A 14586-nucleotide genomic window follows, 5' to 3' on the forward strand; every position below is an offset into this window, starting at 1 on the left:
ACCTAAGACAGGCAACACTAAATCATATACTCGAGGTTACGGCCGTTGATGCGTTCATGTAGTGCATGAATGGCTGAAGTCGTATCGGGATAGAAGTTTTCTTCTCCAATAAGTTGATCGAGTTGAGTCTTGTTCATCATTTCTTTAGCTTCCGCAGGCAGAGCAGCAAAGACTAATTCTACATTATGACTCTTGAGTTGATTCACTAAATTTCTTAGGCCCCATTCACCAGAGGCATCAATACGATTAATTGATTGAGCTTCAATCAGCATGAATTTGACATTCTTACTTTGAGCAAGACAAGTAATAATAGCCTCCTCAAAGGCTTCGACACTAGCGAAAAATATGGCGCAGCGAAAGCGTAGGGCTGCAATATGCAAGGAGCGTGTGCGTAAGTCTGATGGGCAGCTCTCACTCCAATCATAGATATCGATACGTGGTTTCATTGTTCTATATAGATAGGCAGCAATAGAAATCCCCGCGCCCCACAAGAAGCCATCCATAATAGAAGGAGCAAAGCAAAGGGTGGCGACAAAAGTAAAGATTGCCACTAAGCCTTCACGACGCATCACTCGCCACGAGACTCTGATGGGTTCAAAATCAATGAGCCCAAACGTCGAACTGATAATAAGTGCCGCCAAAGTTGCCTTGGGTAAATAATAGAGTGCGGGAGTCAAAAAAAGGAGCACAAAGATAACTGAAAGTACGGCAAATATATTGCTCATGCCTGTTCTTGCACCACTCACTAAATTCAGTGCCGAGCGGGTAAAGGACGATCCCACGGGGTAAGCCTGAGCAAAAGCGCCAGCAATGGAACCAATTCCTTGACCAATAAGTTCTTGATCTAAATTCATCGGCTGACGAGTTTTAAAACTAATGGCTTTTGAAATCGAGACCGTTTCGACAAAGCCAATCAAAGTAATCATAATGGAGGCAGGAATGAGCAAAATAATTGTATCTAACCATTCACCTTGGCTATTCTTAGGAAAGCTTAAGGAAGGAAAGGAATTGGGGATTTCACCCACAATTAAAGCTTCATCTTGGATTCCGAATTTCCAAAAAACAAAACAGGAGCCGGCAACGATAATTAAAGGCCAGGGGACTTTTCGATAAATTTTCTTGAGGTAGACAAGCCCGAGTAAAGAAATGACACCCGTAATAGCACTGAGGGGATGTATCTGATCAAGGTTGTTTGCGAAGCTCGCTAAACTTTTGATTAAGCCCATGAACTCTTGTTGGATACTAATACCGCTAATACCAAGAAGCTTGGGAAGTTGAGATAGTGCAATGACAATGGCGGCGGCATTTGTGAAGCCCGCTATAACGGGGTGGGAAAGTAAGTTAACTAAACTCGAGAGTTTAAAAACCCCCATGAGCAAGCGACAGACCCCCACAGTAAGTGACAGTAATATGGCGAGTTCTATATAGCGAGCTTCGCGCAACTCGGGAGGAATATCTTGAACCAAGGGGAATAAAACAGAAGCAGTGATAATTCCCGTCATCGCCGTAGGGCCGCCTGAAATCTGTGCCATCTTTCCAAATAAAGCCATGAGTGCCACTGGAATAATAGCTGCATATAGACCATAGCGAACAGGTAGACCCGCAAGTTCGGCATAGGCCATCGATTGGGGAACAAGTAGTAAGGCTACCGTAATACCTGCCACAAGATCGTCTTTCAGATCTATAGTTTTTATGGGAAACCAGTCGAGAAATGGAAATAGTTTTTTTAGCATAACATAAATTTGGATTAGACAGTTTAAATTATGATACTAGATAATTCTAATTTATAAGTTCAATAGTCAATAATTAAACTTTCTGCTAAAGTATAAGTGAAGAAGCTTTCGTCAAGTTTTATTGCATGCAATGATCGTGCTATTTTGAGACATTGAGTACAGTAGATTTAGTTTTCTCCATGGCATCTTTTAACTGCAATTGTTTCTTTTGACTTTCCATGATCAAATCATTTATTTTTTTCGATTCTTTGAAAAATTGAGCATTTTTTGTATAGAGGCGATTTTTACTTATGGGGTCCAGTTTCATTTTTACGGCTTCTTCAATTTCATCGAGCAAGTAGAGCTGTTCGAGTTTAAGCTGCTGAATATCTTCACTCAAATTAAATTGTTTTAACATTTCTAAATGACGTTTCTTATTGAGCTGTTCGACCTCAATACTGATCGAGGCATGAGCTTTCTTTGTTTCTTTAAGTTTTTTTAGGTTTTGGGGCTGAATAGAAATGAACTCTATCTCTTTTTCATCATTTCTTTTAAGTAAGATATTGCCCTTGTAATTAGTCGCTAAAATATGCTCATCATTCATCAGTGCATTTAACAGAGGCGCACTCTTAGTAAAGACCTGTGACCTCACTTGTTTATAATTAGAGTCAAAAACACGCACGGTTTTATCATTTCCCGTACTACAGAGTTGGCCTTTTTGATCATAAAATAAACTGCTAACGCCATTTTTATGTGACTTAATACTTTTTAATTCATTGCCTTTTATTGGATCAAAAAACAATATACTCGAATCCTCACTCGCACTCACAAAAACTTTTGAATCGGGACGCCAGGCAAGCGCATTGATCATGCCTTTGTGCTTGTACAGGGTATGGAGCATCGAGAGTTCCTTGCTATCCCAAACAATAATTTGCCCATTGCGATCTCCGCTAACAAGGAATTTTCCATCGGGGCTAAAACGCAAGGCAGATACCCATTCGGAATGAGCTTTTTCTTCTAGCAAGATTTGCTTATTTTGCATACTGAAAATCTTCACTTTTTTATCATTGGATCCCAAAGCAAGAAGTTTCATATCGGGACTCATGTGAGCCACGTGAATATCCATGTCCTTGTGCTCAAGTTGAAAAATTCTACGGCCTGTTTTGATATCCCAAATAACCGCCATTCCTTCATTGCCCACATGGCCACCCGCAGCTAATAGGTAGCGACCATCCTCACTAAAACTCAAATCATTAATAGTTCCTTCGGGAAAATCTAGGTAGCCAATTAAAGTCAATGTCTCACTATTATAAAGGGCTATTTGTTTATACATAGATAGAGCCATTAATGGTGAAAAAGGACTTTTAACTAAGTTCTTTATAGGACCTGCCTGCTTATAATAATGCCAAGGAAGCAGGCTCAGCTGCTCTGGTATAATCACTTCGCCTTTTTTAGTCTCAGCTTTAAAGGCATCATTTTTAACAAAGATTTTTTTCTTGCTGCTACTTCGGTTTTCCAATAAGCCACCCAAGATCCATTGCTTAATCATTTTAACATCTGCTTTACTCATGCGGGCGCCCTTGGGAGGCATGCGAATATCACTATCATTGCTGGTGATACATTCAAAAAGAACGGAGTTATCTACGCTACTAGATTCGAGAATAGGGCCCGCGGAAGAACCTTCCATTGCCTGTGCATAAGTGCTTAGATTTAAGCCTCCTTTAGCCTTATTCGCGTTGTGGCATTCACTACAATCGGCTTTGAAAATGGATCTTACATGATCGTCGTAAGTGATTTTTTCCGCTAGCAAAGGCAAAGAACAAAAAAGCCAGATACCGATAATCAGCTGAGCTTTAGCGAACAAAGATGAACTCCTGTGAGTTGAGTATAGCCCAAAGGATATCTTGATGAACTTCGCGAGGGTTCTCCGGGTTTTCATAAACAGACTTTAATTGCTTCATTTCCTGTTCATTAGCATCGCGACAAAGAGCTCTACGGTAAGTGGTATTAATGTATTTTTCAGGGCTCCATTTTTCACTAATCGCTCGATTGATAAAGAGGCTCCCATTAATCTTTCCGTTAATCACATTGCCATTAAGTAATTCAAGTGATTGAGCTAAGTTGGGTTCCGTTATACTTTCACAAGAAATCGTCGGACTTTTGCGATTCACCCGACCAAAAGTACTCAGGAAAGTACTGCCCGAATTATTCACCAATAATTGCGTTGCCTTGCTACTGAGGTGACTATTGGAAAAATAATCCTTAGTTTCAGTTATTTGGCTAATTGAATTAAGCAAGACTTCAGCACGAATACGACGAATAGGGGCACGAGCAAAGTATTTCTCCAGATTGCCCTTAGAATCTAAACTCTCACTGGAAAGGCTATAAGTATTCGATTTACAGATGTCTTTTGCTAAACGGATCAAATCAAAGTCATAATCAATAAATTTCTGACTCAGAGCTTCGAGCAATTCGGGATTTGCCGCAGGATTACTCAGGCGGCGATCATCAACGGGTTGAATGATCCCACGTGCAAAGAAATGCTCCCACATACGATTTGCCAAGGCAGAGGCAAAATAGGGGTTCTTTTTGTCCGTCAGCCATTGAGCTAAGAGTTCACGGCGATCTTCTTTGATTTCCTTAACTTGCTCCCCTCCTAAATATTTAGGTTCAAGACCCTTCTTATATACAGGGTGTTTTATATCACCCGAATTCTTATCATAGATGATTTGGGCACGAGGATCTTCCGCGTTTTTACGGCCGACCTGGGCAAAGAAAGAAGCGTAAGAATAATAGTCGTCCATTGTCCAGCGATCAAAAGGATGGTTATGGCACTGCGAACACTGCAAACGTATACCCATGAAAACCTGGGCCACATTTTCACTGATTATTTTATTATCTTTCTGAATCTGATAAAAATTAGCTGCGGGATTCGCAAAACTATCCCCTGAAGCAGTGAGTAATTGATAGATAATTTCATCATACTTTTTCCCTTGGTGAAACTGATCACGAATCCACTGTGAATAGAGAATGACGTTTTTGAGATCATAATTATTATCTGTACGGATCTGCAATAACTCACTTAATTTCATGGCCCAAAGATCCATGAATTCACTACTTATGGCCAATTTATCTACAAGTAAGTCACGCTTGTCTTTATTTTTATCCTTGATAAAGGAATCGAGTTCATCCTCTTGAGGAAGTCGTCCACAGAGATCTAAGTAAATGCGGCGAATGAAAACCTCGTCACTACATAATGTATTGGGCTGCATACGCAGACGTTTCCACTTCTGATTATTTAAACGATCGACATAATTTTTTTCTTCTATGGGAACAAAGTCTTGTTTTTCTAAGGGAATGACGATACAGCTACTCAAGGCGTTGAGTGTTCCATAGCGAACCATGAGGTGAGCTTCGCCGGGTGTTTTCGTTTGTATATGGTCCTTATTTTTTACTTCGGCAGAATTAGAATCACTAGTAAAAAATGCACAGAGCGATGTGACGTCGCGGTCACTGCCATCTGAATACTTAACGCGCACCGAAATCTTTTGTTTATCACCACTGAATAAAACCGATTGTTTTGGAAATATTTCTAGAGTCACGGCTTTTTTTAGGTCTTTTTCATCTGCAGGAGCACCTGCACTTAACCAAGCTAAGATTGTTTTGTAATGAAAAGAATCCTGTTTAAATAATTCTCCTCCTGTATGAGGTACGGTTTTTACAGCTTTTTGTAAAAGTAAGCTATCTGCGGGGACGGCCAGGTTTAAACGCCTCCCAGATAAGTCATATTTTATACGTTTAAAATCCCCTTGAGGGTCATAACCAAAAAGAGATAGATGGAATTTCTCTTGTCCACGAGAGGCTCCGTGACAGCCTCCGCTATTACAACCGGCTCCCGTGAAAATAGGGATGATATCTAAGGCAAAACTCGTACTTTCTTTTACTTGATCATTTTTAACTTCAACGACGAGTTTCTCTTGTTTATCTTTAAAACTTACGAGAACTTCAGTCTTCCCCTTTTTTAGTCCTTTGAATTGTCCATTTTCAAAGCTACAAATCGCTTTATCACTAATCACGACTTCGATTTTTTTACTGAGATCTAGCGTGCTTAAATCACTGCGAATTCCCTGAGCAATAATATGTTGAAAATCATCTTGATGATCCAAAGATATTTTCAAGGGTAACACTCTGAATTCCGTGATCGAATCGCTCACGCTGCTTCGACTTTGCTTAATTAAATCTTCGGCAAATAGATTAGAAACAAAAAATAAAATAGATATGATGAAAAAGTATCTCATGGTTTTTTCTTTTTGGGCTTGGGAACATAGATGGTTCCATTACAACGTATATTTTGATTGAGTTTATAGCCTTTATCTTGGAATTCGAAACGGACATAGGAATTACGATGATAACCGAAGCTGGCACTATCTGTGGCCGCTATTTTGAATGTTATTTTTTCGTCGAGTTTATTTAGTTCGATGGGAGTAGAACTAATCCCACCGGGAAGACCTAATAAACTTGCTTTAATAGGGAACTGTGGAGTTTTGAGAGTCTTGATATCAACAGTGATTTCACGTTCTTGACCACGATTTAATGTATACTGAAGCATTTTTAAATCAAAGTAATGTTCTGTAATTTCAATTTCGTGTGGATCAGAACTTAGGGTGAAAACTTTACCATCAATACTTGTACTGGCATTAAAAATAAAGGGCCATTTACCTAGAGGGGTACTAGATGAAGCCTGTATACTGTAATCCATCTCATTTTTATCTGCAGGTATTTTGATTTGATCCTTCATTGATAAGCCGGGTAATACGGATTTAGCTTTAATCACAATTTCTTTTTTAAAGCCTTCATTGCGATGAACGCGAATTTTTGTTGTATGGCTACCAAAGCGAGGCATCGGTGCTGGATTTTTTACGAGCTCGATACGAAAGGGTGCAGGGATGGTAGTGGATAGGGCTAGTTGCTCACTTTTATAGTAACGGTATTCTTTGTTATTTGGTCCCATTAGCATGATCAGATTTTCGCTATAGTTGCCCAGTTTAGATTCTTCATTACTGAGTTTAGCTGAAATGCGATGAGCTCCAAGTTTGGTACCTTTTTCCAAAGTGAATAAAATGGGAATTTTATCACTTTTTTCGGGGTGATTTAAAACTTTATAAGTGAGTCCTTTCGGCAAGTTATTAAATTGGTAATCAATCGGGGAATCAGCACTTTCTCTTTTTAGATTAAAAGTAATCAATTGGTGACTAGCTGGAGATATATTGAGTAATTGGCCCTGGTGAGTCCGTTGTTTTGAGGGTGTTATACTCAATGAAAGTTGTGGCTTTTGATAATCAATGAGGATTCTATAAACTGAGCGCAGACTAGAGGCCTTGGTAAAATCGCGGATTTTCACAAAGTAAGTCGTATCTTTTTTAACTTTGGTCAATATTTTAGGATCGAGTGAGCCACTATCATCTTGGCGTTTAATCATTTTGCCTTTGCTATCATAAAGCTCCAGTAGAGCATCGATCGGTGAGCGTAATTCTCTGGCTAAGACTTGGATTTCTATCGAGCCATCTTTGGGGCTGATAAAACTAAACCAATCCATATCCTTTGCTTGGTCCAAGCGACCATTAAAGGCTAAGGGGATACTTTCACAGGCCGTTGCATCTTTCCGTTCATGGCCTTTCTCTTGATCGAAAAAATTCTTGTGTGCTGAATAATGATAGGGAAGGGCATGTACTGATTGAGTATCAATAAAAATCTGGTTTATACCCTCGCGACCCGAAATAATAAGCTCTCGATTGTGACTTGTTTGATCATCGTAAAAAATCTCTAGCTTTTGTTTGGCTAAGCCACCAGCAGGAAATATTTGTAAGGCATTCAGGCTATCAGCTACATGTAGGCGGTAGTTGCCACCACTAAATCGGAAGTCATTAACACGTAAATAATAAGTTCCCGTGTAGGGCGCTGTATGATTGATTAGCGGGTCTTGCTTCAATAGTAGGGAATCGTCACTAAAAGCCAGGCGTTTTTTATCTTTATCTAAAAGTTCTAACTGACAATCGACAAAGCTCAAAGCTAAATCCATACAAGTTAATGATGCACAGAAGGCTTGACCTTTTTTTAGATCCATTTGGTAATAATCAAATTGCCGTCCATTTAATTTGGCATTGACGGTACAAGGCACCGTGATTTTTTGGGCTTTTTCAAAGCTAAATATATTAGCCGTTTTATTGACCTCGGGGAAAGCTGCCACATGGAAATAACGAAGGTTACTTAAGCCATCATCACCAATAATACGGAAAGGATGAGCTCCTCTTTCTGCATCAGCTGAAACTTTAAAACTCAAGAGTAATTTCTTTTTTTCTAGAGTCATTTTCTCTAGACTAATACCTTCTTTATAAAAAAGTATTTTGCGTGCCAGCCCTAAGTTACTTCCGTCCATAACTAGATCCACTTGTGAACCCTGTTGAGCACCTGCGGGGAAAAATGATTTAATTTCTACTAAAGCAAAAAGAGCCTGTTGAATCAATAGGACTAAAACTAGAAGATTACGCCAGGATATCATTGATGACTTGACCTCCATAAACGAGGCGTACAGGTCGATCTCCAGGGGACATGATGGCTTTGTCGGGGTCTATGCCCATGAGGGTATAAACTGTTCTTGCGTAGTCCGCAACATGAACGGGCTTCTCTTCCACCATACTTGAAGTTGTATCTGATTTTCCGTGAATGAGACCGCGCTTAATACCACCACCGGCCATTACCATACTAAAGACTTTCGGATAATGATCACGGCCGCCAGTTTTATTGATTTTTGGTGTACGACCAAACTCAGAATTTAAGATAACTAAAGTTGAATCGAGTAAGCCGCGTTGATCTAGATCTTTAATCAGTGCCGCAAAAGCCTGATCCAAGGGAGGTAAACTTTTACGAATACCATCACGAATGTTATCATGATGATCCCAGCCACCTGCAGTTAATGCAACATAACGTGATCCAGCTTCAACCAAACGACGTGCTAAGAGCATGCGCTGTCCCGTTTGATTACGCCCATACCAGTCTTTGGTCTTATTATTTTCTTTACTCAAATCAAAGGCAGCAACCGCACTAGGAGAATTCATAAGATCATAGGACTCACCATTGAAAGCTTCCATGGCAGAAACTATAGCCGCTTCGTGATTAATACTCGAATGCTTATTCATATCGGCAAGAATGGCTTTGCGACGGTCAAATCGCTCTTCACTCAGCTTCCCATGGCGTTGTAGGTTTTGAACTTTAAAATTGCTTTGAGAAGGGTCCCCACCAGTAGAGAAGGGGGAATAAGCGCTACTTAAAAAACCGCGCCCTGAAAATTCATTAAAGGCTTTGGGAATACAAATATAAGGAGGCAGGTTATTTCGTGAGCCTAATTGATGAGCTGTAATCGAACCCAAACTCGGATAGATAACGGCCGGATTAGGCCTATAACCTGTTAACATATTATGAGTTCCGCGTTCATGAGCGGCTTCGCCATGAGTCATACTGCGGATGACGCAAATTTTATCGGCAATCTGAGCCGTTTTTCTTAGGTTTTCGCTAAAGCGTTCGCCAGTCAACTTTGTCGATATAGTGGAGTAGGGGCCACGATACTCAGAAGGGTTGTAGGGCTTTGGGTCAAAACTTTCTTGTGCCGAAAGTCCACCAGGTAAATAGATATGAATAACTGATTTCGCCCGAGGTCCATTTTTTTCTGAACCAAACAAAGGTAGTGAAGCACCGCCGCCAATCACAGCACTGCTCTTGAGGAAATTCCTGCGATTTAACATAAGTTTTACCTTGTTTACTTTATCAATTACTTAATATACGTAAATCTATTCGGCTTTCTTACACAATCATGAGGAAAATTGAATTTTTTTGAAGAATTTAAATGGTTTTGTTAATCAATAAGTCATGATTACGTTCAAAGTACCGTCCACAAAAGACTTATAGATAAATTCGAATCACATAGATCCCAAGCCTTGCTCTGACTTCAAGAACACCATGAAAACTGTTCACCTGGATATTAAAATCTTGACATATTTAGGATTTACTGAGTCAGCCGTAAACTCAGGCTTCAGCCGTAAAGTACCGACTTGTGAAATTTTAGAAAATCCTCCAAAACTCGAGTGGATTCATGGGCAGTTTTGCAAAGCTCAATTATATTAGACCTTTATTTTTAACTTTCATTTTAAGGCCGTTTCACTTATGAGTCATGTTATTGTTCCTGAGGTCACAATCGACCCGACACCCCTGATGTTAGAGCTATGTTCAGATAATTTTGATTTAGAGTCACTTGAATTAAACTTAGAGGCTATCGAGTCAGCCGCAATGATGATTAGGGAGGCCTGCCATGCTTCCGCATCAGCAATCAACACATCAAAAACTAACTTACTTTTAGCCTATATGGCAGAGCCCAAATGTCGCCGTTGGGTAAAAACCGAGTTTCTGGATAGAGTTGACTGTGATAATGGTCTTTTGACGAAGGTCGCACGACTCTGTAAATTTCGTTTTTATACAGCTGAAAAATTAGTAATCGAAGATCTCGATAATAATGGTGAATTCACCCCTAATGAATCAGTGGCTGCACGTACTGGCGTCCCTGAAAAAACGGTTGTGAGAGTAAAGAAAAAAATAGAAAAGAAAAAGGTTGAGGCCGAAGAGAAGCGAGCTCAAGCACTCCAAGAATCTTTAGAAGCAGATAAAGTTGATTTACCGGACGTAGAAATGTCTGTCCTCAATGTGACTTTACCCGTTGATTCACCAAGCGAAAGCCTGCAAGATTCGGCTAATGATGAAAATGAATCACTTGTTTCTCAAGTGCAGATTGAGTCAGTCCAAGTCAATCAGCATGAGTCAGCCATTGCAGATGAGGCGTCGGTAAAGGAAATTGAGACTTCTTCTGAAGCTCTTAGCCCCCGTGAGTTGGCCTTTCGCAAAGAAATTGAGCAGCTTCAATTAATGCTTGCAGAGCGAGATGCGGAAATCGCAAATTTAAAAGCGCTCGTATAAAACCTGATACAGCAGGCGTCTCGCCTTGCTGAAAGATCGGCACAAAGTTCCTGCAGATAATCCTGGGAGCACGGGCGTCTCGCCTGCTTTTTAGACCGTTTTCTGGGCTCACTGAAAGATCGGCACAAAGTTCCTGCAGATAACCCTGGGAGCACGGGCGTCTCGCCTGCTTTTTAGACCGTTTTCTGGGCTCGCTGAAAGATCGGCACAAAGTTCCTGTAGATAACCCTGGGAGCGCGGGCGTCTCGCCTGCTTTTTGTCCTTCACTTAAAACCTGCCTTATCTTTATGACCTGTGCTTTAAGCTATTTCTTCTTTTAGCGCAGCGTTCTTTCAGTTTGCTTGCAAATGCTCTGCAGGGCTTTGCCCGATCTGCCAGTGAGCAGGGCGAACGATCTATCTGCGAATGAAATGAGCGATCTCAGCGCGAAGCGCGACAACTCAGGCGTCAGCCGTCAAGCGAGTAATGTCACATATTAAGGTTATAATCACCAACGATACAAATACCCGCCAACTTTGAATTCTAAATTTCGGATATATTACCTTGAGCAAACCCCATCAAAGTAAAAAGAGCCCCACTAAAGCAAGTAGCAAAGGCCTACATCCTAGGAACCGACATGACCAATATTACGATTTTCCTGAGCTCATAAAAAGTTTTCCTCCATTAGAGTCACATGTAAAAACAAATACTCACGGCAATCTTTCCATAGAATTTGCCGATCCATTGGCCGTAAAAGCACTCAATAGCTCGCTTTTGAAAAGCTTCTATGATATAAGCGATTGGGATATTCCAGAAGGAGCTCTTTGTCCGCCCATCCCAGGTAGAGCCGACTACATTCATTACGTTGCGGATTTACTGGGACTCGGTAAGTCAAATGCTAAAACAGCTAATAATCCCTCCAAAATCAGCTTGCTCGATATCGGAACGGGGGCAAATGGTATATACCCACTATTGGCATGTCAAATTTATGATTGGCAATGTGTTGGCAGTGATATTAATCTTCAGTCTCTTGAGAATGTGGCCTCAATTCTTGCGAAGAATCCCAAGCTAAAAGATCGCTTTACATTACGTAGACAAAAAGATAAGAATCATATTTTTGATGGTATTATTCAGCCCGGAGAATTATTTGATGTCAGTGTATGTAATCCCCCTTTTCATGCATCGCAAGAGGAAGCCAACAAAGCTAATCAGCGCAAGCTCAATAACCTTGCTCGTAATCGCGGTGAGCAGATTACCGCTAAAAATGAAACCAAGCAAAAATCAGTACCTACATCTCCCAAGCTGAATTTCGGTGGTCTTGATGCCGAACTTTGGTGCAAGGGTGGTGAATTAATGTTCCTGAAAAAATTAATCAAAGAAAGTCAAGTTTTTTCAAATCAATGCCGGTGGTTTACTACGCTCGTTTCGAAAGTGGATAACCTTAAGCCTGCAAAAAAATTGATCCGCAGACTTGGTGCCATTGATATACGAGAATTAGAAATGAAGCAGGGCAACAAAATCACCCGAATATTAGCGTGGATATTCAGCTAACACTGCTTAATTCTCTATATAAATGCCTCCGCGGGCGGTTCAAAAAAAAATCCTCCGCTCGGCCCGAGCGTCAACTCAGTCATCAGCCGTCAACTCTGTATCGTAAACTCAGTGCAAAGCGCGCTATATATGTAAAAGTTATAAATGCCTTCGGTGAGTTGGCAGCCCCCGTAATGGTAGGAAACTTAAGGATATTTGAGCTCGAAGATCTTAGGAATGTAGCCATGGACGTCAGTCCGTGGTATTTGAATACAGCATCGTGCGTGCCGAAGGTACGCTGCAGAGAGTTTCCTTCCTACCTTCGGCATGAATATCATTTTTTTAACAATACCCACCGGATAAATCCGGTGGGTACCATACTATATACCTTCGGCATGTTGCTTAAGTTCCCACTCATTATGAGAGCCCCCGCCGACGGATTGCACCCTTAGGCTCCTTAAGATAAGTCCTATTTACGATGAGCAGCTATAATGGGATATCCCGCCGCTATTGAAATACTCTTTAGGTCTTAAATGGTAAAACTTATCCTCCACCTCTTGTGATTGCTCTTCATAGGGATTGATGAGCACTTGTTGAAGCTCTTTGACGAGGGAGTAATCCCCCTGTGCAGCTTGTTCATAGGCTGGAACTACTAACCATTCACGCCAGGTGTATTTTGGGTTAGTTAGTTTCATTTTCTTGGTTAGGGTACTTAGGTCCTCACTAGAACTTACTAGCTTACGCCAAGTATTTAACCAAGTTTGCCATTGCTCATCAAGTTCTGGAGATGTTTTACTATAGAAGCTCTTTCGTAATGCTGAAACATCTTCGGGTATATGTGATAACTCACGGAAAAACAAGGTGTAATCCACGTTTGTATTAATCATGAGTACCACTAATTGATTAAATAATTCTGGTTCAATTTTAGTAAGCCCCAGTTTGTCTGCCCACATTTTCTCAATTTGTTTTTCCATTTCTGCTGGGAAGTCATGTCTTACTTGATCGAGCTCTTCTAGCGCTTTGGTATCTTCTTCCAGAAGAGGACGCAGGGCAGAACAAAACATATGGAAATTCTTTTCTGCTGCAGTGGGTTGATTAAAGAATTCAAAGTGATTTCCTCCACCAGTCCAAGGCTGGAACTCAGGATCAAATATTTCACAATAACCAAATGGCCCATAGTCGAGTGTAAAGCCACCAGCGGAGCAGTTATCACTATTGAAATTGCCTTGGCAATAACCAACGCGAAGCCAATTGGACACCAATACGCTAAGACGCTTACGAAATTGTTTGGCTAACTCAATGACTTGATCAGCAAAAACAAGTTTTTGATCGATGTCTTCTTTGTATTCTCTTGCAATCAAATGCGTAACAATCATACGCAATTCTTCTAAGGCGTTTGGATGAGCATGACTGCGTGCACGGCGGGCAAATAATTCTAGTTGACCAACTCGTAAAAATGAGGGGGCCACACGGGTTGAAATAGCCACCGGATTCTCAACATGGATATCGGGATTAGCAGTGGCTGAATCCTGGGAATACCAAGGTCGGGTAACGGTTTCTGATTTTGATACGTATAAAGTCAACGATCGCGACGTGGGTACACCTAGGGCATGCATATATTCTTGAGCGAGAAATTCTCTAACACTTGAGCGCAGGACTGCACGACCATCAGCTCCACGACAGTAAGGTGTAGGTCCACTACCTTTTAATTGCATTTCCCAGCGTTTATTATTTGCTACTATTTCAATTACAGAGATCGCTCGTCCATCACCATATCCATTACCTGTACGAAAAGGACATTGCTGGGTGTATTCTGTGCCGTAAATTGAGAGTGCATAGCCCGTTGCCCAGCCAAAGTTGCGCATAGGTGGACGCGCGGCCGACATATCACCGGAAAAAATCTGACTAAATTCTTTATTGAGGGCCATTTCATCGCTGAGTCCTAGCTCATTAAAGAGAGTACTGCTATGACTGACATATTCTGGTGCTGGCAGAGGCGTGGGAGTGACGGGTACGAAATGACCAGAGAAAACTTGGCGTGGGTCGTGATTTTCACCATCTTGCTTAGCATCTGGGTCGGCATTTAAATTCTCCAGCAAAGAATAATCTACCAAGTTAATAAAATCATCGAAAGTACTTACGAGTGCTTGATTTGAGGACTTAGATGGAGCTGTCATACGGGTTAAAACCTCTAGTTGATGGTGGAATTTAAATGCTATATTTATCGGCTAATTTTTATTTTGTGAACTTATATCTTCGCTCAACAAGTTCAATAAGTTTAGTCGCTACGTTCCCATTTTAATTATTGAGATAAGCTTATCTGAGATGCAATGAAAGAATACTT

8 protein-coding genes are annotated in these 14586 nt (G+C 40.8%); 2 read left to right on the forward strand and 6 right to left on the reverse strand.

The window, feature by feature from the left end; translation table 11 throughout:
• Positions 1–17: 17 nt before the first annotated feature.
• From PQO03_RS06165 to PQO03_RS06185, 5 genes are all read right to left on the reverse strand, one after another.
• Complete coding sequence (locus tag PQO03_RS06165) at positions 18–1733, reverse strand: SulP family inorganic anion transporter (RefSeq protein WP_274148742.1); 1716 nt, start codon at positions 1731–1733, stop codon at positions 18–20.
• A 139-nt stretch (positions 1734–1872) separates the two neighbouring features.
• The gene (locus PQO03_RS06170) at positions 1873–3576 is read right to left on the reverse strand and encodes a WD40 domain-containing protein (protein ID WP_274148744.1); all 1704 of its coding nucleotides are present in this window, start codon (positions 3574–3576) and stop codon (positions 1873–1875) included.
• Positions 3566–6010: a DUF1549 and DUF1553 domain-containing protein gene (locus PQO03_RS06175; protein ID WP_274148746.1), complete on the reverse strand. Its 2445-nt coding sequence runs from the start codon at positions 6008–6010 to the stop codon at positions 3566–3568. Before PQO03_RS06175 ends, PQO03_RS06170 begins: the two co-directional genes overlap by 11 nt.
• Complete coding sequence (locus PQO03_RS06180; RefSeq protein ID WP_274148748.1) at positions 6007–8271, reverse strand: hypothetical protein; 2265 nt, start codon at positions 8269–8271, stop codon at positions 6007–6009. Before PQO03_RS06180 ends, PQO03_RS06175 begins: the two co-directional genes overlap by 4 nt.
• Positions 8255–9511: a DUF1501 domain-containing protein gene (locus tag PQO03_RS06185; RefSeq protein WP_274148751.1), complete on the reverse strand. Its 1257-nt coding sequence runs from the start codon at positions 9509–9511 to the stop codon at positions 8255–8257. Before PQO03_RS06185 ends, PQO03_RS06180 begins: the two co-directional genes overlap by 17 nt.
• A gap of 418 nt (positions 9512–9929) precedes the next feature.
• Between PQO03_RS06185 and PQO03_RS06190 the strand changes: the two genes are divergently transcribed.
• Together PQO03_RS06190 and rlmF are read left to right on the forward strand one after the other, a co-directional pair.
• Positions 9930–10733 (forward strand): hypothetical protein, encoded by an 804-nt coding sequence (locus tag PQO03_RS06190; protein WP_274148752.1) that lies wholly within the window; start codon positions 9930–9932, stop codon positions 10731–10733.
• A 543-nt stretch (positions 10734–11276) separates the two neighbouring features.
• Entirely contained in the window at positions 11277–12263 is a 987-nt protein-coding gene (gene rlmF, locus PQO03_RS06195) for a 23S rRNA (adenine(1618)-N(6))-methyltransferase RlmF (RefSeq protein ID WP_274148754.1), read from the forward strand.
• Positions 12264–12715: 452 nt separating this feature from the next.
• Here rlmF and PQO03_RS06200 read toward each other — a convergent pair whose 3' ends face one another.
• Positions 12716–14419, reverse strand: a complete 1704-nt coding sequence (locus PQO03_RS06200; protein ID WP_274148756.1) for a protein adenylyltransferase SelO — start codon at positions 14417–14419, stop codon at positions 12716–12718.
• Between the last annotated feature and the right edge of the window lie 167 nt (positions 14420–14586).

The sequence above is a fragment of the Lentisphaera profundi genome (genome assembly GCF_028728065.1).
In the GTDB taxonomy this organism is placed as follows: Bacteria; Verrucomicrobiota; Lentisphaeria; order Lentisphaerales; family Lentisphaeraceae; genus Lentisphaera; species Lentisphaera profundi.

Coding starts and splice junctions, on each gene's coding strand:
- PQO03_RS06165 (WP_274148742.1), bottom strand. CDS start 1,733: ATGCTAAAAAAACTATTTCCATTTCTCGACTGGTTTCCCATAAAAACT.
- PQO03_RS06175 (WP_274148746.1), bottom strand. CDS start 6,010: ATGAGATACTTTTTCATCATATCTATTTTATTTTTTGTTTCTAATCTA.
- PQO03_RS06180 (WP_274148748.1), bottom strand. CDS start 8,271: ATGATATCCTGGCGTAATCTTCTAGTTTTAGTCCTATTGATTCAACAG.
- PQO03_RS06185 (WP_274148751.1), bottom strand. CDS start 9,511: ATGTTAAATCGCAGGAATTTCCTCAAGAGCAGTGCTGTGATTGGCGGC.
- PQO03_RS06190 (WP_274148752.1), top strand. CDS start 9,930: ATGAGTCATGTTATTGTTCCTGAGGTCACAATCGACCCGACACCCCTG.
- PQO03_RS06200 (WP_274148756.1), bottom strand. CDS start 14,419: ATGACAGCTCCATCTAAGTCCTCAAATCAAGCACTCGTAAGTACTTTC.